The following is a 19,154-nucleotide window of genomic DNA, read 5'->3' as shown; positions in this document are numbered from 1 at the left end:
CACTTTCAAACCTGTTCAGGCAATTGTTTTCTGTCCTGAACGGTCTTTTTGTCCATGGCGGTAGTCAATTGCCTGATGACGCCAGTGTTCACGTAACTGTGGCGTAAATTCAAGATGATTCTGATCGTAGACCGTTCCATCAATTTCACGGGCAATCAGACCTGAAATGCTGATCATGGTATCAAATGCATTCTGAACATCCGAATGTGGCAATGCCAGGAAAAATGCCAGTCCTTTAACCTGCTCTGTCGACAGGTTTTCCAGGTCAAAACCTGCCGCACCTTCATCAGTAATCTGCAGAACAGAAAACAGTAATTTTGTACCGTCTTCATTATAACGGTGAAAACACGCCATTTCACCAAAACGCAGACCATATTTCAGCAGAACTTTCAGCGCTTTGTCCCCTGCCAGTACACGTCTTTCAGGATACATATTCAGCGCAATGAAGTCCTCTGCTGTAGATAAGGCACTTTCCTCATCCACAATCCGCTGCTCATAGAGATGCGCATCCAGAATGCTGCTTTCATCATTAAATTCTGTAATTTCAGCTTTTTCAACATGTTCATTCAGGCTGAATTCTGAAGATTCTTTCTCAGCTGTATCTGTTACTGTCTGATCTGTTTCAGAAATGGTCTGTTCAGTTTCTGTCTGAGATGCAACAGCCTGTGTTTCAGTTTCAGACTCTGCTGAATCTTCTTTTGGTACTGCATTTTCAGACAATGCCGGTTCAGATAATACTGCTGCATCTTCGGTTTTCTGAAGTGAAGTTAGATCAGATTCATCTGAGTTTTTCAGTTCTGCTTTTAACACTGAAGCATCTTCAACCGCTGCAACTGTTTCAGATGTTACAGGCTTGGGTTCAGGTTTCTGATCTTCCTCACTGAGCTGAACATCAGCTGTGTTAAATACAGGTTCCACCCGTTCAGCTTCAGCTGTATCTGTCTGTAACTGATCACGGACATGTCTTGGAATGACCGGTTTCTGGCAGTCCTCATTGATATGAAGTTCCGAGTCGAGCGAAGGCGCTGCATCGGATGGCTTCTTCAGTATCATCCGCAACCCCAGGAACATAATCAGGATGGCAACAACAATGCCAATAATCGTAGTAATTTCCATTTATGCCTCCGCGACCAGACTGTATTCTCTTGCTTCTTCCAGATTGACTGCCACCAGTTTTGAAGTCCCCGGTTCAGGCATGGTCACCCCCAGCAGATCAGTAGCCATGGTCATTGCAACCTTATTATGTGTAATGTAAATGAATTGAACCTGTTCAGACAGCTCTTTTACCAAATTACAAAATCTTCCTACATTTGCATCATCAAGTGGTGCATCAACTTCGTCCAGTACACAGAATGGTGCCGGGTTCAGTCTGAATATTGCAAAGACCAGTGCCAGTGCTGTCAGGGCTTTTTCACCACCTGAAAGCAAAGCAAGTGAACTGTTTTTCTTACCTGGTGGTCTGGCCATCAGTTTTACACCTGATTGCCAGTCATCTTCAAGACTTAAAGTGGCTTCACCGCCATTAAATACCTTTGGAAACAGTTCCTGCAACTCAGTATTGACCTGATCAAAGGTAGACATGAACAGTTTGCGGGTTTCCTGATCAATGCTCTTCATGGCTGCCTGCAACTGATCAACCGTTTTCTGTAAATCTTCCATCTGATGGCTGAGTTCTTCAAAACGGCGGGACACATCTTCATATTCTTCTGATGCTGCCAGATTGACAGCCCCCAGTTTTTCAAACTGTTGCTGTGATTTTTCAAGTTTCTGCTGATGTGAAGTCAGTTCAATACTTAACCCTGTCTGCATTTCTGCATTCATTTCCTTGAGCTGATCTGAATAATGCTGTAAATCAGACTTTGCGGACTGCCAGGATAATCTTTTTTCTTCCAGCTGAGTCCGCAGTTTTTCATCACGCTGTTGCTGTAGATGACGCTGTTCCGTCAGGGTTTTCTGTTTTTCCTGAACACTGTTTAATTCATTCTGCCATTCGCCCCAGGTTTTCTGCAGTTTTTCAGTCTGAGTCAGCTGTTCAGTGAACTGTGTTTCGAGTGCTGGTAATTCCAGCTGAACAGGATCTACAAACTTTTTAGCCTGCTCCATCTGAGCCTGTGTCTGGCGCTGCTGTTCTTTCAGAAATGAGGCATCTTTTTCAAGCAGTTCAATCTGCTGACGAATCTGTACTGACTGCCTGCGGATCAGTTCAAGTTCCTGCACGGACTGCTGTGACTGCTGATGAGAGCTTTCCAGCTGTTCACTGAGTTCATCCGACTGGAACTGCATGGTTTTGTAGCCTGGCAGCAACTGTTCCAGTTTTAAGGACAGTGAATGCAGATCAATTTCCAGATCATCTTTCTGCATTGCATCTTCTTCAAGCTGTTCATCCAGCTGCTGAAGCTGATTCTGAAGCTGCTGCTGCTGAAGGGTAAATGCATGAACAACTGTCTGAGCTTTTGCAAGCTGAACATCCAGATGCTGAACTGATTTCTGTAACTGTTTCTGCTGTTCCTGACTGCTCTGCAGGGCTTTCTGCACAGCCGTAATATTCAGCTGTATTTCAGGCAGTTTCAGGTTTTCAAGTTCAGCTGATGGCACTTTCTGCGCCAGGACTTCCTGAATTTCTTCCAGACGGATACGGTGACTGAGTGCCCCCTGTCCTGCCTGTGCGTCTTCGTCATACAACAGCCCGATCACCCAGTCAGAACCGACATGATAACCATCCAGACTCAGAATGGACTGTCCCGGCTGTAACTTTGACTGACATTCCAAAGCATCTTTAAGATTTGCTGCAACTGCAACCTGTTGCCATAAAGAATGCTTCGGTTCTTCAATCCACTCAGCAAGGCTTTTCATTCCATTGAGTGAAAATACTGAACTGTTACCGGTTTCTTTCAGCTGTCTGGCTGTTTCAGGTTTAAATTCAGCATGTTCTTCAACGATATGTGCTTTAAGCCATTTAGACAGCAGACGTTCAATCAGCTCAGCATGCACTTTTGCATCTGCACTTAACTGCAGTTTCTGCATCAGTTCCACATGATCTGTTGTGGCAGGGCTATGCCTGATCATCAGCTGATTTAAATTTTTCTGTTCAGATTCGAGTACCTGAATTTCAGATTTCAACTCTGCACACAAGGCTTTCTGTGCTGTCTGTGCCTCCAGCAACTGATCCAGTTCAGCTTTAGCAGATAATATCAGTTGCTCCAGCTGTTCCAGCTGTTGAACTGCCTGTAAGCGTTCCTGTTCCAGCTGTTCTGTTTCTTCCTGCTGGAACTGATTTTTAATCTGCACAGCCTGCTGTTTTAAGGTCTCTTTCTGCTGTTCAATCCGTGCAATATTTTTTGCCAGCTGTTCACTCTGAGCCTGCATCTGCAGTTTTTGCTGCTGTTGTTTCTCCACCTGCACACGGATCTGTTCAAATTCCTGCTGCACCTGCGCCTGCTGCGCTTTCAGATATGAATAGCCCTGTACTTTCTGCTGACTCTGACTTTCCTGATTCTGTAGCTGTTCAGTCAGTTCTTCATTCTGGTCATGCAGCGTTTCCAGTTGCAGCTCAAGCAGCTGAAGTTTCTCTTTGGTCTGAGTTTTCTGTGTTTCAAGCTGAGAAAGCGTCGTCGTGTTCTGCTGAAAAAGCGACTGTTTCTGCTCCAGCATGACTTTCAGTTCAGCCAGTTTTTTTTCTGCCTGCTGCCATTCATTCTGTAAAGGCGTGGACTGCTGAATCAGACGCTGAAACAGCTCACTGGTTGCTGTCAGGTCATGCTCAAGGGTATTCAGTTCTGAACGGACCAGTTTAAAGGTTTCGCCCAGTTCATTCATCTGCACAGTATATTCCTGTTGCAGCATCATGCTCTGTTCGCACTGAAAAGACAAAACTTCCACTTTGATGGTTCTGATCTGCTTTTCAAGTTCACGGTACTGAATGGCAGTTTCGGACTGTCTTTTCAGGGTTTTCAGCTGAGATTTCAGCTCTGAGGCAATATCATCCAATCGGGACAGATTCTGAGTGGTATGTTCAAGATGCTGCATCGTTTCACGGCGGCGTGCCTGATAACGGGATACACCCGCAGCTTCTTCAATAAAGACCCGCATTTCCTCAGGTTTGGCATCCACCAGGCGGTTAATCATGCCCTGTTCAATAATCGCGTATGAGCGCGGCCCCAGACCTGTTCCCAGAAAAATATCGGTAATATCCCGACGACGGCACTTTGTCCCATTTAAAAAATATTCAGACTTGCCGTCACGGTTCACCTGTCGGCGCACCGCCAGCTCATTATAAGCATTGTACGCCCCACCGAGTTTGCCATACGTGTTATCAAACCGAAGTTCCACACTGGCAACACCCACAGCCTTACGCTTTGCTGTCCCTGTGAAAATAACGTCCTGCATACTGCCACCACGCAGCTGACGGGCACTTGACTCCCCCATCACCCAGCGAATGGCATCTATGACATTTGATTTTCCGCACCCATTCGGACCCACAACAGCGGTTCTGTTTGCTCTGAAATTTAATGTTGTACTGTCGGCAAAAGATTTGAAGCCGGAAAGTTTTAAGCTGCTTAAACGCATAATGTCCTGATTAACGACGCGAACGTCTTGCCCACGCAAGTTCGATTTGTTTCATCCGTGTCAGAGATTCCAACACAAGGTTACGCAAGTGTCGACAAAAATCTTCCATAAATAAAGTAGCTTGTTGTGATTTTCGGATTAAAATTGCATCGGTCACCAGTTTAAACAGATCAAACGACTCCTGAAGCTCACGGCGTGAAGTGTTTAAGGTCAGAAAATAACTGCGTCTGACCGAAGGAAGCAGCTCCCTGTAAAACTTCATCAGATAAGGATTTGCAACCATATCCTGCTGACGTGACAGCCCCTGAAAAATCAGATCAAAAAACTTTTCAGTATTGCCCTGACGGCACTGCTCCGCCAGCTGTTCAAGCAACTGCTGCAACTCCTCTGCTTCATGTGTCCGCCAGGTTTCAGCAATCCGCTGTACCATCTGCCCCAGCAGCAGTGCACAGGTATCAAACAGTGCCCGAACCTGCTGAGCTGACATTTCAGAAACAATCGCGCCACGGCGCGGAAAAATTTCAATCAGATGCGTCCTTTCAAGAAGTAACAGTGCTTCACGGACAGAACCACGACTGACGTCCAGTTCTTTGGCGATACGTAATTCCTGAATACGCTCGCCCTCAACCAGTTCACCACTGATAATTTGTTCACTGATATGTCGTGCAATCTGCTCCGACAAACTGTCTGTATCTTCCTGTTGCATACTGTACCTGTCTTGTTTTTATAGGATTGACTCAACATCCAGTCTTTCATTTTTTTCTTTTTACTCAGTTTTGCAAAAAAATACCATGTCATTGTCGGACAATTTACTGTCTTTACAGTCAGTACCCACAGGAGATCAGACAACCCTGGCTGTTATAAAAATACTTTGAATCCCTGATAAATAAAATAAATTCCGACCACTGTCAGCAGACAGGCAAAGCATTTTTTCAGCATAGCAGGTGACAGCTTATGTGCCACTTTTGCCCCCTGCTTTGCCGTAATGAAACTCATGACACTGATTCCAATAAAGGCATAAATATGTACGTAGCCGATCGTACCAGGAATGCTGATATCAGACTGTTTACCGAACCACATAAAACCCAGTGCGCCTGCAATGGCTATAGGCATGCCACAGGCCGCTGAAGTTGCCACAGCTTTCTGCATCACCACGCCATTTCTGTTCAGATAAGGTACCGTCAGACTTCCGCCACCGATACCAAAAATAGCGGAGGCTATACCAATTCCCCCACCTGCAAGCATCTGCATTCCTGTAGATGGTAACTGTTTAGCCGTATCGACAGCGACCGCAGCACCTTTAAACATTTTAAATGCCACCCAGACCGCGAAGAACCCGATCAGCAACTGTAAACCCTGTCCTGACAGATAGTCCGCTATACCTGCTCCAAGAAATGCACCGATCACAAGCCCAGGCGCCAGATTCTGCACCACCTGCCAGAGCACAGCCCCTTTTTTATGATGCGCACTGACCGAACTGAATGAGGTGACAATAATCGTTGCCAGCGACGTTCCCAGTGCCAGATGCATAATCACCGATGGATCATAATTCAGCTGGGTGAACACAATATACAGAATAGGAACAATAATCAGACCACCGCCAACGCCAAACAGTCCTGCGGCAAAACCTGCGATTGCACCGATCACCAGATATATGATTAACTCCATAAACATTATCCCACTACGCTTAAATACAGATGGACATAGAAACCCGACAGTTGCAGCAACTCCTTTCGGAAGCCGGTCAACAGCCTGAAGTTCTGCTTCTTAAACCCGTCACTGAGTCAACCAATGATGATGTCAGGGAAATTGCACTGAAAGGTGTACAGAGTGTACTTGTATGCAGTACGAGACAGACTCAGGGGCGAGGACAGCGCCAGCGGCACTGGGTATCTCCGGAAGGAAACATCTATTTAAGCACAGTCGTAAATACCAGAATAGCCCTTGATGGACGTCTCGCCCTGGAAACAGCATTAAATATTCTACAGATGCCGGGACTACAAAACCTGGATATTCAGGTCAAATGGCCAAATGATCTGTACAGCCCTCAAGGAAAATGGGGCGGTATTTTAATAGAACCCATCAACAGCACTCAGGCTGTGATTGGGGTCGGAATCAACCTCGCTCCCGTGCCTAAAGAACAGATTGACCAGCATGTCACTTCACTGGCTGAACTGGGACTGCAGCATATCAGCCGTATCCAGCTGATTGCTGAACTGTATCTGGCTATACAGCAGGCAGGAGAATGGTTCAGTCACAACAGCGCCAATCTTGCACAGCGTTTTAACCATCATGCTGCATTTATGGATCGTGCAGTTGCATTTACCCAGAACAGTGAAATCACCACAGGCACCTTCAAAGGTATACAGAATGATGGTGCAGTACTGATTGAAACAGTAAACGGCACTGTTCCTTATTATCAGGGAAGCCTGAAACTGTCCGGACATGCAGAGTAAATCAATGAAAAAACTATGGCTGGATATTGGTAATACACGCTTAAAATACTGGATTACTCAGGATCGTGACGTCATTGAACATGCGGCTGAACTGCATCTGCAGTCTCCTGCCGACTTACTGCTGGGTCTGATTCATCATTTCAAGGCATTGAAGCTCAGCCAGGCAGGGGTTTCCTCTGTACAGGATAAAAAAAGCAATCAGCGTATCCGCGAGATTCTGAAAAAACTGGAAATACCTGTCATCTTTGCACAGGTACATGCTGAATATGCAGGACTGCAATGTGGCTATCAGGAAACATCTCAGCTCGGAATTGACCGATGGTTACAGGTGCTCGCAGTTGTGAGCTCAAGTGATCAGAATTACTGTGTGATCAGTTGTGGAACCGCTTTGACCATAGACCTGGCGGATGGATTTCAGCATCTGGGAGGCTATATTCTGCCTAATCTTTATCTGCAAAGGGACTCCCTGATTCAGAACACCAAAGGCATCAAAATCCCCGATGCAGCTTTCAGTGAACTGAGCCCTGGCAGAAACACCATTGACGCTGTTCATCATGGCATTTTACTCGGGCTGATCAGCACCATTGAAAAAGTCATGCAACAGACTCCCCGTCAGCTGATTCTGACGGGTGGCGATGCTCCCCTGTTTGCACAGCATCTTCAGCAGTTTAATCCGACAGTGGAGTCAGATCTCCTGCTCAAAGGCTTGCAGCATTATATTGCACATGCCACTGAACAGCCCTGATCAGTTAAAATACAAAAGGTGATCCATCAAAGTGGATCACCTCTCATTCGACTTTTTGATTATCCTCAGTCACACCACTGTTCAGTAGAGGTTGCAGCAGTTCCCATAACTGCTGAAATTCAGCATAACCATCTTCTTTCATAAAATGTCCCGCCTGCCTGACTTCTTTCATCTGTGCATTCAGAAAATGTCCAAACTGCAATGCCAGTGGTGGTGGGACATAGCTATCATTGCTGGAAATAAACTGAACTGATGCCGGCAGGCAGTTCTGAAGAATACTGCCCTCCACTCTGACCTGTCGGATAAAATCATTCAGTTCTGGAATCGCAGGCAACGGTGACAGAAACCCCGCCACAAAAAAACCAGCTCGGATTCTTCCTGGACGCGATTTAAAGGTACTGTTCAGATAGTGCAATGTCGCACAGCAACCCAGACTGTGAGCAACAATAATCGTATTTTCATTCAGGTTCGGAATCTGCATTTTCAGACATTCCTGCCAGGTCTGAAAATCAGGTGCGGCTGAATGCGCCATAACCACACGTTTGGAAAAGTGTCCTGCCTGCTGAATTTTCTGGCTTAACCAGGCAAACCAGTGATCATTTGGCGAAGCCCGATAACCGTGAACAATATAGACTTCCATTTTTTTCATTGCATTCAGAATATAAAATGAGTTCTCTTAAAACTACTGTTTTTTCTGAATAAAACGATATAGTGTTTTTGTAGTCGGTACTGTTTTTTATGAACCTGATCCATGCTTCAATCGACAGTTTAATCAAAAAATGACAACAAAGAATGTTTTGCTGAATTTTAAAATTCCCTTAAACTCAGACCAGTACATTTTTCATTTTCCCGATAACAATTTTAACAGTCAGGATGCTTTATGAACTTTAAAAATATTTTTTGCTTATCTGTTATTTCCTCACTCCTGTTTCTCAGTGGATGCTCTACAACTCAAGGACTGAAATCTGGACAGATCCCGACGGAGTTAAAATCCCAGCTGAGCAGCCAGCAGGCAATTGTGGGTTATTTCAGCCGCACAGAAAATGAGGAAGACTGTGGTTGTGCATCACAGATAGACTCCACCTATTCAAAAACACCGGTAGAAGACGGTTACTACCGTGTACTGCTTGGACGCAATGCAAAAGGTGATTTCCTGGTACAGGATTTTTACCAGAAAACAGGACATCCTCAGTCATCTCCTGCCTGGGTCACAGATCCACTGAAACTGTTCAGTTTTGATGGCAGTGACGTGGAAGGTCCTGTCACCCTGTATTATCCTGATGGTAAAGTCGCTGCAAAATTTACCAATAAAGACGGTGAAGCCATTGAGGGTGAAGACTATTATACCAACGGTCAGTTGGGCTCATTATTTAAAACAGATGATCAAGGGAACTCTGAATACCGTCTATGGTATGCCTCAGGTAAAAAAGCGGTCGAATACACCCTGAACAAAAATCAGGAAACCACCAGCTCTCAGGCGTGGAATGAAGACGGTTCTGACAATGAAGATATCGAAGGTGTTTTCAAAAAGATTTATGACCTGCTTGATCCTAAGTTCCAGGAATAACACCTGACTTTCTGATCAGAAAAATAAAATAAGCAATAAAAAAAGACCCTGAACAGGCAGGGTCTTTTTTTATGGAACAACATGATCAGACATTATTTTTTCTGATCACTGTTTCCAAACAATGGTCCCATACCACCGCCACCACCGAACTGCTTCTGCATATTGCCCAGTGATTTCATCATTTTTGCCATACCTGATGGATTGGCAAATTTTTTCATCATTTTTGCCATCTGAGCATGCTGTTTAATCAGCTTGTTCACTTCAGATACATCCATACCACAACCTGCTGCGATCCGTTTTTTACGGCTCGGGTTCATCAGGTCAGGGTTACGGCGCTCCTTGATGGTCATCGACTGGATAATCGCTTCCATCTTTTTGACCTGCTTCTCTGGGTTTGCCTGAGCAATGGCATCCTGGATGCCTGCATTGCTCATACCCGGAAGCTTGTCCAGGAAGCCCATCATGCCACCCATATTATTCATCTGTTCAAACTGCATCAGCATGTCTTCAAAGTTGAAGCTGCCACCTTTCTGCAGTTTTTTCGCCATTTTTTCGGCTTTTTCTTTGTCGACTTTACGTTCAAGTTCTTCGACCAGAGAAAGTACGTCACCCATACCCAGAATACGCTGTGCAACACGTTCAGGATGGAATGGCTCCAAGGCATCGAGTTTTTCACCCATCCCCAGGAATTTGATTGGCTTGCCTGTGATGGCACGGACAGAAAGTGCTGCACCACCACGCGCATCACCATCAGTTTTGGTCAGGATCACACCGGTTAAAGGCAGTGCATCATTGAAGGCTTTGGCTGTATTTGCCGCATCCTGACCTGTCATTGCATCAACCACGAATAGAGTTTCAGTTGGCTTGATTGCCGCATGAAGTTCTTTGATCTCGTCCATCATGTCGTCATCAACATGTAAACGACCTGCCGTATCGACAATCAAAACATCAGCAAACTGAATTTTAGCCTGTTCAATTGCACGGGTTGCAATGGTAATCGGTTTTTCATCAGCACTCGATTCAAAGAAAATCGCACCAACTTCACCTGCAACAGTCTGTAGCTGTTTGATTGCGGCTGGACGATAAACGTCGGCAGACACCATCGCTACTTTTTTCTTTTGGCGTTCCTGTAAAAAGCGGGCAAGTTTTGCAGCAGTTGTTGTTTTACCTGCACCCTGTAAGCCTGCAAGCAGGACAACAACAGGAGGTTTCGCTGCAAGATCAAGGCTTTCATTTGCCTCACCCATCATTTTTGTTAATTCGTCATGCACGATTTTAACAAATGCCTGACCCGGAGATAACTGAGTCATGACTTCCTGACCCAATGCCTCTTCCTTAACTTTCGCGATGAACTCACGAGTTACAGGTAATGCGACATCGGCTTCAAGAAGTGCCATACGTACTTCACGTAAGGTATCTTTAATATTGTCTTCGGTTAGCTGCCCAGAGCCAGTAACATTTCTTAAACTCTGCGTGAGTCGTTCCGTTAAGGTATCAAACATTGCAAAATCCGCTTAAAATTGCCAGTTGCAAAAAAATCTTTCTTAAAATAGAAAATTTATGCATAAGATGCTATAGGATACTGTAGTTCTCGCTGAATTTATATAAATGAATATTCATCATCCTGAAAAAGGTTTGACATGATCAGTCTTCCCCTGGTTTACACCATCCTTTCATTAGTTGCTTATACCACCTCATTCTGGTATCTGTTCATGCACTTAATGTCAAAAAGAGATGCAAACCACTGGTTTATTGGCATTCTGCTGGCATTAGGGCTTATGCTGCATGCAGGTGTGCTTTACAGCGATATGCTGACACCTTCCGGTGTGAATTATGATGTTTTTAACATGATGTCATTCACATCAGGACTGATGCTGCTGTTGAGCCTGCTGTTCAGTACTTACCGCCCAGTACTTGCGCTGAACCTGCTGGGTATCCCTGTTGCAGCAACCGGACTGATTCTGGGTTTTGCCTTCAGCAGACAGAATCAGTTTATTGAACAGCATTCCATTGGTCTGGATATTCACATTATTCTGTCACTTTCAGCTTATGCCGTACTGTTGATGGCAACCATTCAGGCTGTCATTTTATGGTTTCAGGACAGAGAACTGAAAAAGAAACAGAAAACCCGTTTCTGGGTCAATCTCTTACCGTCCTTCCAGGCGATGGAAACTCTTTTATTTGATCTGATCATCACAGGTTTCCTGCTGCTTACAGTGGCTTTGGGTTTTGGCTTCTTTACCATTGATAACTTCTTTGCACAGCATCTGGCACATAAAACAGCTTTCAGTATTGTGTCCTGGTTTGTTTATGGCGCCCTGCTGATTGGTCATTACAAATTTGGCTGGCGTGGTCAGAAAGCCATCCGCTTTACCATTACCGGTTTTTTCCTGCTGGCAGTCGGTTTTATTGGCTCCAAGTTCGTACTGGAAATGATTTTAAACCGTTAATTTTTAAACCTTACTGTCTTATACAGTATTCATCAGAGTCAGCAACTCACATCAGCCCTCTCTGTATTCGGAAGTTTACAGAAACAGCTGATCAACCGTTTCTGCAACAATAAAACCTGATCGTATATCCACAAAAAAGCCCGAATGATTCGGGCTTTTTTTGACTAAATTATTTACTGCCAATAATGGTTGACCATGGAAGTGTCGAAAGCTCTTTTCCATTCAGATAAACCGTCGCACTCAAAGCACCAGGCGTGGTCTGTTTCACCTCAATTTTCTGTTTAAACCCATCAATAATCTGCAGTGTCCCTTCTGAAGGCAGATGTTTATAGGCATTCAGCAGCGTCTCATCCATTTTAAATGGCGCAGTCGTATTAAAATTAAAACTGTAACGGAAGCCCGCCATATAAGGCTGACCAATCACCATGCCTGCACTGCTCAATGTTCTGACTCCATTACTGCCACTGCCGTAATCATCCACCAGACTATAAACATAATTACGGACCTGCAGGTACTCCTTGCTCAGAGCATCATAAGCGGTGCTTCCAGCCGGTGCATCCTGACGTTCAGCAATGCGCTGGAACTCAAGCTTATCCACAAAATAACTGACAGACTTACCCGCGGGACTCTGACTGGTGGTATAGGTAATACTGCCTGATATCAGATAATCATCTGTCAGACTGAAGTCAAGATTGGAACCATAGCGGACATTACTGAAAGTCAGTGTCGTGTTATCACCACTGACACTCTTTGTAATCACAGAACCTTTTCTGTAAGTCTTATCCAGGACAATACAGTTTTCCCTGTCTGCCTTAAGCGTCAGTGTCTGGATATTTCCAGCAGTCTTCACTTCAGAACACAGTAAATTTGGATATTTGACACTGTTATTTCCCAGATTGTAAATCTGTACAATCCGCCCAGTGCGCCCCACAGGATAGTCAGCAAACACCTCACCGATCATATGCCCTAAAGCAACGTTATAGTCGGTACCATTACTGGTTTCACCACTAATCAGGTCTTTGATTTTATCGATGATGTTCTGATCTTCAAAAGGTACAAACTCCTCTGACAGCTCAGGAGAAATTGTGCCGGATGGCACATTTGGCGGGGTTGTTTCAGTCGCTTTATCAGAACCTCCCCCACCACCACAGGCAGTAAGAAACCCCGTAAGCAAAGCCACCCCAATCAATCCAGAATTCTTTTTCATATTATTTCATCCTCTGATTTTACAAATTACATCCAGTGTAAATCAGGCATTGTTTGTTTTATTGTGATGTAATCCGCATTAAATAAAGTTAAAAGCTAAATATAAATCACTTTTAAATATATTCTGCCTAAAAAGTTCATTAATCAACCACACTACTGACATGATTCAAATAATAAAAAGTAATATTCAATCAATTAGTTAATATTTATTTTTGAATTTTTAATAAAAATATAAATCACAATCCAATAATCACAACGATATTTAAAATAATATTTCCCATGATATTTATATTTATTTTTAAACATTTTTAAATTGTTATTTTTCGTATATTTATTCACCACATTATTATTAAAATATGCTCAAATTAACACAATATCAATATTGAGATAACTGGTTTGAATTTTAATACAACTTTACACCATTCCTGCTTTTACTGGACAAGTTCTTTAAAAATGCGTATAACGCAATTTTTATAAAAACCGAGCTGCGCACTTGAAACTCATTCTTGCCCCTATGGAAGGTTTAACCGACCCAATTATGCGTGATGTCCTCACTCATGTCGGAAGCTTTGACTGGTGTGTGACTGAGTTTATCCGTATTACCGATACGGTTCTGCCTGATCATGTCTACGAGACTTATTGTCCCGAACTCTGGCATGGTGGGAAAACTGCAGCCGGAACACCTGTGCATGTGCAGTTTTTAGGGAACAATCCTGAGATGCTGGCAGCCAATGCTGTCCGTGCCGTAGAACTTGGCGCCCCTGCAATTGATATGAATTTCGGCTGTCCGGCAAAAACAGTGAACCGACACCGTGGTGGTTCAGTGCTGCTGGATGAACCAGAAGTGGTGCATGAACTGGTGAAAGCTGTTCGTGATGCAGTTCCTGAGCACATTCCTGTCTCTGCAAAAATGCGCTTAGGCTATATGGACAGAAACTTTACGCTTGAAAATGCGCATGCCATTGAAGATGCCGGTGCGTCCTGGGTCACTGTACATGCCAGAACCAAAGCAGATGGCTACACACCTCCTGCCTTCTGGGATTTGCTTCATCCGATCCGTGAAAGCATTAAAATCAATGTCATTGCCAATGGTGAAATCTGGACCAATGCCGATGCTAAACAGTGTCAGCTGGAGTCTGGCTGTGAAGATCTGATGATTGGTCGCGGTGCTGTGACCACACCCGATCTGACTCAGTGTATCCGTCAGAATACAGATCAGCCGCTGATGAACTGGAATGAGCTGCAGGTTTTACAGCTCCGTTTTTTAAGCGGTCCATATAAAAAAGAAATCAATATGGTCGGTCGCTACAAACAATGGCTTGGAATGATGTCCAAGCACTATCCTGAAGCAAAAGCACTGTGGGATGAAGTCAAGCGACTGAAAAAAATTGATGAAGTGGTTGAAAGACTCAACCTGTCCATTCATTAAACTTTCGGTTTGAAATACATTAGCGCGCCAAGCCTTTTACTTCAGCAATCACAGTCGGTAAATTCCAGGCACCTCCTGCAAAACCTTTGCACATGCCTGTCGTTGCATCCAGTGTCTGAACAAAATGCTGACCGTTCCAGACCCAGCTCTCCATTGACCAGCAGTCACCTATCCCACGCCCTTTATGGTTTGCATATAAAACAGTTGTCTCATCTTCACTGACAGACTCACTCACCATCTGCAACACTTTGGTCAGCTCACGGTTCACAACCCATGCACCAGAGCCAAAATTATAAGCACCGCTCCAGCAAGGTGAAGTGACCAGGCTTTTATCCCGTGTTAGGGGTGTGACAGTTAAGCGATCACTTTCAAAAGATTCTCCACCAAACAGTATCGGACAGTTATCTTCATGCGTTGAGCTTTTTAAAACTGACTGTATACGCTTCGCCTCAGCACTCTGCAGTTTATATTCCGTCTTTTTCCCTTTGATTGCTGCCTGATGCACTACGACAGGCATCGGTACAGCTTTCAAAACATTCTGCTCAGACTTATTCCCTTTTTTAATCAAAGCTGAAGGTGTTCCAATCCGTTTCTGAAATTCATCCATTTTCAACAGCACAGCACTTAAACCCTGATCCGAAAGCACCCGACTGTTCTTTCCTGCATCAAAAACAATCTTAGTGTTTGCTTTTGCACTTTTGATTAAAGCCTGTACCTGCTGGGGATTTAAAACAGTTGTATCATCCCGATCATTCAAAACTTTGCCATAGGACTGACCATTGATTTTTAGGGTATATTGCTTAGGAATCACGGTTTTTTCATCATCAACCGTCATTGCAAATTCACCCTGTACAAGTGTGCCCGCACCAGCTTCACGGGTCAGTAAAACACTGACCATATTTTCAAAATCATCGTCAGACTGATAACCTGCTGCACGGCATGTTCCTGTATTGTCACAGCTTAACTCCCAGTCACCATGACTGAATGACTGCCCCTGAACAGCAGCTGATACACACGGCGCTATCAGGCTGACACATAGACCCGCCAGTCCCATAAGTTTTATCTGATACATCTCATTATTCTCTGATATTGCTGTTCTGAACAAAATTTAAAATGCCCGACTGTGTACCTGCCCCTCAAAATTCAGGCAGTCCTGAACCCTGATTTTCTGTACATGGGATAACTCATTCATATTAAACCAGCGGTATTCAGAATGCTCATCACTTAATGTAATCTGAGCATCCGTAGCCAGATGACACTTAAAAATAAAAGCATGCGATGTCACAGCTGAATGAAAATAAACACCCGACAGATAATCAATCTGCACATCACAACCCAGTTCTTCACGGCATTCGCGCTGTAAAGCCTCATGAATGGTTTCCCCCAGATCTAGCCCACCGCCAGGCAGCCCCCATGCACAGTCAGCATAGGTGGCTTTCAACAACAGAATCTGCTCCTGATCATTGCTGATCACGGCATGTGAGCTCATCCGATAAAAGTCATGAAAACCCATGATTTAACCCTATCGTGCCAGATAGCACTTTGAAAAAAACAGTCGTAGAGCATACACAATGGAGATGGCAAAAACACTGTAACCAATGTTGAATCCGAGCGCAGGAATACTCAGCACCACGACTGTAGTCAGTGGATAGAGCCATTTTTTTATGCCATGCAAATGATGAGCTTCGTGCAGAATCCATAAACTGGCGGTATAGACGACCAGTGGGATCGCCACCAGCCATCCTGAAAGCTGATCAGAAATCTCTGCCTGACCTGTTGCCACATCCACTGCAGCAGATAAACTGGCACCTATAGCTGCGATACTGACAAAAATAAAATAGTGTCCATAACCCCAGCTGAAAGCAATATTCTTCTGTTCCAGCCGCTCTGCAATTTCATGATCAAAATACGCCCACCACATTGTGAACATTAAAGTCAGTCCCCCCACCATCAGAAACAACAGTTCGATACTGAACAACTGATTACTCAGTGCATCCGTAATTGCGGAGTAACATCCAACAACAGACTCTCCAAGTACAATAATGGTCAAGAGTGAATATCGTTCAGCAATATGATGCGGATGCCACGGCGTTTTTGCAGCTGCTTCTGCCCAGACAGGAACAGCCAGTTCAGCTACAACCAGTGCCAGAAAGGTCATCACACCCCATTGAACAGGAATAAAATGGAACATGATCCAGGCAAACTGAACTGCAACAATACCGGTAATATAACGCAGAGCTGTGCTTCTTCGCCCAGGATCATCCACGGCAACCCTGACCCACTGAACGACCATTCCCATCCGCATGATGACATAGCCAGCAATAATGACATCAAAATCATGATGCTGAAAAACAGCAGGAATACCCGCTGCAATCACCAGTGAACCAATAATCTGAACAAAAGTCATAATGCGGTAAAATGCATCGTCATTGTCATAAGCCGATGCAAACCAGCTGAAATTGACCCACGCCCACCACAATGCAAAAAACACCATCAGATAGTTGAGCAAGCCCACACCGATATGATTTTCGACCAGACTGTGATGCAGCTGTTGCCCAGCCGTTGCTATTGCAATCACAAAAATCAGGTCAAACAGCAGTTCAAGGGGTGTTGCAGCACGATGTGACTGCCTGGAATCCCTGGGTAATAATGGTTTGATCCAGTGTTGTGGAAATCTTAAAAAAGGCATCTGAGTATTCTCTTTTTATTCATTTTATCTTTTGAAGTTTAAATTGAATGATAAAAAAAGCAGACGTCTGATTCTGTCTGCTTTTTGCATTTTTGATCATTCAGCCATGAGGCATTTAAAAATGCAACATCACGGCTTTTTGAGTATGAAAATCAACAGGCATTGAAATATGCTGATGTACGACTTTCCATTTCCCATCCAGTTTTTCAAAACACAATGTTGTTCTGCACCAGGGAACCTGATTGTCCTGTTCTATCTCGATCTTATCCACCTTTGAGTAACATCGCAGAAATGCAAGATTCGGCTGTGCATATACTTTGATTTCCCGGCGGTAGACCCGGATATTGTCATGAAAATAGGGACGATACCTTTCCCACATTTCCTGATACGCCATAACACCTTCAAGTTGTGAACCAACATCAAACAGGGTCACGTCTTTTGCGCACAACTGAATAATTTCTTCAATATTCATTCGGCAGATCGCATGATCCCACTGCTTAATTTTAAACAGCACTTCCTGAGCTGACTGTTCATCTCCGGTTATTTCAACTGTCATCACTGTCTCCTGTTTCACCTGCATTTCTCTGTTCATTTTAGTGCTGGAGAAATGTCAGGACTTTCTGCCTGAATGACAAAAAGCCAGACCTGAGGTCTACTGATTACATAAAACTGATGATATTTATTAAAGTGATACATTTACCAAATAAACCAAATAAAGAGATATTTATCTCAATTAAACTATACACTTAAAAAAACTGACAGAGAAGATCACGAAACTTTCGGCAGATGAATGGCAACAATATTCCAGCTTAGACCATCACGTTTCAGTTCAAATTCAGTAAAAGTACCTGGGTTCGCTGGAATCTGAATAACGAACCGATTGAATGAATGGTAAGAGGCATGAAACTGAGGAGAGTTCACTGTCGTTTTTATGGATTCAGATAAATTCTCAGGCTGAGACTGATCCCGTATTCTGAGTTCAGTCAGCACTGCATTTTTGCCCGATACCAGTGAATCCTGAAACCCTTCGGTCAATGCTTTTCCCTGCATTAAAAAAACCACACCGTCAGGCGTCACAATCTGTTCAACCAGCTGTTTACTGAGTTGTTCATTCAGCCGTGCACCAAATTTTTCAATAAAGTTATCAGGCTGAGCTGTTCCCAGCTTCTGATTCAGCATCGCCTCCACCTGAGGTTGCAGACTGGAGCGCACCGCTGGGAAGTCAATGTATCGTGAAATTTTTCCAGGCTGATTCTGATCAACAGCCTGCTGAATCTGATAGACCACCCAGTAAGGCGAAACGAACCAGCTAAAAAGAAAAACAACCGAAAATACAATAAAAGACCACTTCACTTTATTCATGTGTAATCCTGAATCACCTGCCAGACATACTGGAATGGGGCACCCATTATAAAGACTGGCTAATCAAAGGCAACTTTGTTTATTTTTGTTATTTTTTTAATTCAGATACAGATATTGATCACGATACTTTGACCAGCGCACGTTTCAGTTTCGGAAAAACAGTCAGTTATCTGAAAAGCACAGATAAAAATAAAGCATGTATGACAACATGCTTTATCAGTATTCAATATAAAAGTGTCAGACGGTCTGATCCTTGATGGTTGTAGATGCACCATTGTTTTTTACGGACTCAATGCCTTTATCCCTTGACTGCTCACTGGCATAAAACTGACTGGTTCCAATAATCTGATGGTTTGCTGCTTTCAGGTTAAAATATGGTTTGCCGTTCTTTGCAGTTAAACGCTCGTAACGACCATCTTCTCCACTGTTTTTCTGTACCGACTCAATACCATTGACAGCTGATGCTTTCGCCTTATAAAGCTCACTGTTGATAATGATCTCTCCATTACCTGCTTTCAGTACAAAACGGTACTGTCCATCTTTGGCTTGTGAAATTTCATACCATCCTGACATATTGAACACCCCTCATCTGTTTTCAGTTCTTATAAGACCGTAACTGTTTAAAAATTACGCTGATAATTAAGAATATAAATGAGTTTCATACAATTAAAAAGATGGTTTTCA

General features: G+C 43.8%; 18 protein-coding genes. 5 read left to right on the top strand and 13 right to left on the bottom strand.

The window, feature by feature from the left end:
- Positions 1-15 precede the first annotated feature (15 nt).
- From CDG60_RS04870 to CDG60_RS04855, 4 genes are all read right to left on the bottom strand, one after another.
- Complete coding sequence (locus tag CDG60_RS04870) at positions 16-1,116, bottom strand: cell division protein ZipA C-terminal FtsZ-binding domain-containing protein (RefSeq protein ID WP_087513415.1); 1,101 nt, start codon at positions 1,114-1,116, stop codon at positions 16-18.
- Positions 1,117-4,566: a chromosome segregation protein SMC gene (gene smc, locus CDG60_RS04865; protein WP_087513414.1), complete on the bottom strand. Its 3,450-nt coding sequence runs from the start codon at positions 4,564-4,566 to the stop codon at positions 1,117-1,119.
- Positions 4,567-4,576: 10 nt separating this feature from the next.
- Positions 4,577-5,272 carry a GntR family transcriptional regulator gene (locus CDG60_RS04860; protein ID WP_087513413.1) on the bottom strand — a complete coding sequence of 232 codons (696 nt, stop codon included), beginning with the start codon at positions 5,270-5,272 and terminating at the stop codon, positions 4,577-4,579.
- Between the two features lie 152 nt (positions 5,273-5,424).
- Positions 5,425-6,234: a sulfite exporter TauE/SafE family protein gene (locus CDG60_RS04855; RefSeq protein WP_087513449.1), complete on the bottom strand. Its 810-nt coding sequence runs from the start codon at positions 6,232-6,234 to the stop codon at positions 5,425-5,427.
- A 29-nt stretch (positions 6,235-6,263) separates the two neighbouring features.
- Between CDG60_RS04855 and CDG60_RS04850 the strand changes: the two genes are divergently transcribed.
- Both CDG60_RS04850 and CDG60_RS04845 read left to right on the top strand, forming a co-directional pair.
- Positions 6,264-7,022 (top strand): biotin--[acetyl-CoA-carboxylase] ligase, encoded by a 759-nt coding sequence (locus tag CDG60_RS04850; protein ID WP_087513412.1) that lies wholly within the window; start codon positions 6,264-6,266, stop codon positions 7,020-7,022.
- A gap of 4 nt (positions 7,023-7,026) precedes the next feature.
- Positions 7,027-7,767, top strand: a complete 741-nt coding sequence (locus CDG60_RS04845; protein ID WP_087513448.1) for a type III pantothenate kinase — start codon at positions 7,027-7,029, stop codon at positions 7,765-7,767.
- A gap of 43 nt (positions 7,768-7,810) precedes the next feature.
- On the opposite strand, the gene CDG60_RS04840 is transcribed toward CDG60_RS04845, so the two are convergent.
- On the bottom strand, positions 7,811-8,416 hold the full coding sequence (locus CDG60_RS04840; protein ID WP_087513411.1) for an RBBP9/YdeN family alpha/beta hydrolase: 606 nt from the start codon (positions 8,414-8,416) through the stop codon (positions 7,811-7,813).
- Positions 8,417-8,647: 231 nt separating this feature from the next.
- Here CDG60_RS04840 and CDG60_RS04835 point away from each other — a divergent pair, with 231 nt between their 5' ends.
- Positions 8,648-9,334, top strand: coding sequence for a toxin-antitoxin system YwqK family antitoxin (locus tag CDG60_RS04835; RefSeq protein ID WP_087513410.1), 687 nt, complete (start codon positions 8,648-8,650; stop codon positions 9,332-9,334).
- Positions 9,335-9,426: 92 nt separating this feature from the next.
- Here the strand turns inward: CDG60_RS04835 and ffh are convergent, their stop codons facing one another.
- Positions 9,427-10,836 (bottom strand): signal recognition particle protein, encoded by a 1,410-nt coding sequence (gene ffh / locus CDG60_RS04830; protein ID WP_087513409.1) that lies wholly within the window; start codon positions 10,834-10,836, stop codon positions 9,427-9,429.
- A gap of 138 nt (positions 10,837-10,974) precedes the next feature.
- On the opposite strand from ffh, the gene CDG60_RS04825 reads away from it, so the two are divergent.
- Entirely contained in the window at positions 10,975-11,784 is an 810-nt protein-coding gene (locus tag CDG60_RS04825) for a cytochrome C assembly family protein (RefSeq protein WP_087513408.1), read from the top strand.
- 169 nt (positions 11,785-11,953) lie between these two features.
- On the opposite strand, the gene CDG60_RS04820 is transcribed toward CDG60_RS04825, so the two are convergent.
- On the bottom strand, positions 11,954-12,991 hold the full coding sequence (locus CDG60_RS04820) for a hypothetical protein (protein ID WP_087513407.1): 1,038 nt from the start codon (positions 12,989-12,991) through the stop codon (positions 11,954-11,956).
- 492 nt (positions 12,992-13,483) lie between these two features.
- Here CDG60_RS04820 and CDG60_RS04815 point away from each other — a divergent pair, with 492 nt between their 5' ends.
- Positions 13,484-14,419 carry a tRNA dihydrouridine synthase gene (locus CDG60_RS04815; protein ID WP_193853169.1) on the top strand — a complete coding sequence of 312 codons (936 nt, stop codon included), beginning with the start codon at positions 13,484-13,486 and terminating at the stop codon, positions 14,417-14,419.
- A gap of 19 nt (positions 14,420-14,438) precedes the next feature.
- Here CDG60_RS04815 and CDG60_RS04810 read toward each other — a convergent pair whose 3' ends face one another.
- From CDG60_RS04810 to CDG60_RS04785, 6 genes are all read right to left on the bottom strand, one after another.
- On the bottom strand, positions 14,439-15,491 hold the full coding sequence (locus tag CDG60_RS04810; RefSeq protein WP_087513405.1) for a DUF1176 domain-containing protein: 1,053 nt from the start codon (positions 15,489-15,491) through the stop codon (positions 14,439-14,441).
- 36 nt (positions 15,492-15,527) lie between these two features.
- Positions 15,528-15,932, bottom strand: a complete 405-nt coding sequence (locus CDG60_RS04805) for an NUDIX hydrolase (RefSeq protein WP_087513404.1) — start codon at positions 15,930-15,932, stop codon at positions 15,528-15,530.
- A 9-nt stretch (positions 15,933-15,941) separates the two neighbouring features.
- Positions 15,942-17,108, bottom strand: a complete 1,167-nt coding sequence (locus CDG60_RS04800) for a low temperature requirement protein A (protein WP_087513403.1) — start codon at positions 17,106-17,108, stop codon at positions 15,942-15,944.
- A 115-nt stretch (positions 17,109-17,223) separates the two neighbouring features.
- Positions 17,224-17,664, bottom strand: coding sequence for a YybH family protein (locus CDG60_RS04795; protein ID WP_087513447.1), 441 nt, complete (start codon positions 17,662-17,664; stop codon positions 17,224-17,226).
- A gap of 212 nt (positions 17,665-17,876) precedes the next feature.
- Complete coding sequence (locus tag CDG60_RS04790; RefSeq protein ID WP_087513402.1) at positions 17,877-18,470, bottom strand: DUF2939 domain-containing protein; 594 nt, start codon at positions 18,468-18,470, stop codon at positions 17,877-17,879.
- A 237-nt stretch (positions 18,471-18,707) separates the two neighbouring features.
- Positions 18,708-19,043 carry a YegP family protein gene (locus tag CDG60_RS04785; protein WP_087513401.1) on the bottom strand — a complete coding sequence of 112 codons (336 nt, stop codon included), beginning with the start codon at positions 19,041-19,043 and terminating at the stop codon, positions 18,708-18,710.
- Positions 19,044-19,154: the final 111 nt, after the last annotated feature.

It is taken from the genome of Acinetobacter chinensis, from assembly GCF_002165375.2.
Classification (GTDB): domain Bacteria; phylum Pseudomonadota; class Gammaproteobacteria; order Pseudomonadales; family Moraxellaceae; genus Acinetobacter; species Acinetobacter chinensis.
Note: the sequence above shows the minus strand (reverse complement) of the source record. Positions and strands in the feature narration are given on the sequence as shown.

Coding starts and splice junctions, on each gene's coding strand:
- CDG60_RS04870 (WP_087513415.1), bottom strand. CDS start 1,116: ATGGAAATTACTACGATTATTGGCATTGTTGTTGCCATCCTGATTATG.
- smc (WP_087513414.1), bottom strand. CDS start 4,566: ATGCGTTTAAGCAGCTTAAAACTTTCCGGCTTCAAATCTTTTGCCGAC.
- CDG60_RS04860 (WP_087513413.1), bottom strand. CDS start 5,272: ATGCAACAGGAAGATACAGACAGTTTGTCGGAGCAGATTGCACGACAT.
- CDG60_RS04855 (WP_087513449.1), bottom strand. CDS start 6,234: ATGGAGTTAATCATATATCTGGTGATCGGTGCAATCGCAGGTTTTGCC.
- CDG60_RS04850 (WP_087513412.1), top strand. CDS start 6,264: ATGGACATAGAAACCCGACAGTTGCAGCAACTCCTTTCGGAAGCCGGT.
- CDG60_RS04845 (WP_087513448.1), top strand. CDS start 7,027: ATGAAAAAACTATGGCTGGATATTGGTAATACACGCTTAAAATACTGG.
- CDG60_RS04840 (WP_087513411.1), bottom strand. CDS start 8,416: ATGAAAAAAATGGAAGTCTATATTGTTCACGGTTATCGGGCTTCGCCA.
- CDG60_RS04835 (WP_087513410.1), top strand. CDS start 8,648: ATGAACTTTAAAAATATTTTTTGCTTATCTGTTATTTCCTCACTCCTG.
- ffh (WP_087513409.1), bottom strand. CDS start 10,836: ATGTTTGATACCTTAACGGAACGACTCACGCAGAGTTTAAGAAATGTT.
- CDG60_RS04825 (WP_087513408.1), top strand. CDS start 10,975: ATGATCAGTCTTCCCCTGGTTTACACCATCCTTTCATTAGTTGCTTAT.
- CDG60_RS04820 (WP_087513407.1), bottom strand. CDS start 12,991: ATGAAAAAGAATTCTGGATTGATTGGGGTGGCTTTGCTTACGGGGTTT.
- CDG60_RS04810 (WP_087513405.1), bottom strand. CDS start 15,491: ATGTATCAGATAAAACTTATGGGACTGGCGGGTCTATGTGTCAGCCTG.
- CDG60_RS04805 (WP_087513404.1), bottom strand. CDS start 15,932: ATGGGTTTTCATGACTTTTATCGGATGAGCTCACATGCCGTGATCAGC.
- CDG60_RS04800 (WP_087513403.1), bottom strand. CDS start 17,108: ATGCCTTTTTTAAGATTTCCACAACACTGGATCAAACCATTATTACCC.
- CDG60_RS04795 (WP_087513447.1), bottom strand. CDS start 17,664: ATGACAGTTGAAATAACCGGAGATGAACAGTCAGCTCAGGAAGTGCTG.
- CDG60_RS04790 (WP_087513402.1), bottom strand. CDS start 18,470: ATGAATAAAGTGAAGTGGTCTTTTATTGTATTTTCGGTTGTTTTTCTT.
- CDG60_RS04785 (WP_087513401.1), bottom strand. CDS start 19,043: ATGTCAGGATGGTATGAAATTTCACAAGCCAAAGATGGACAGTACCGT.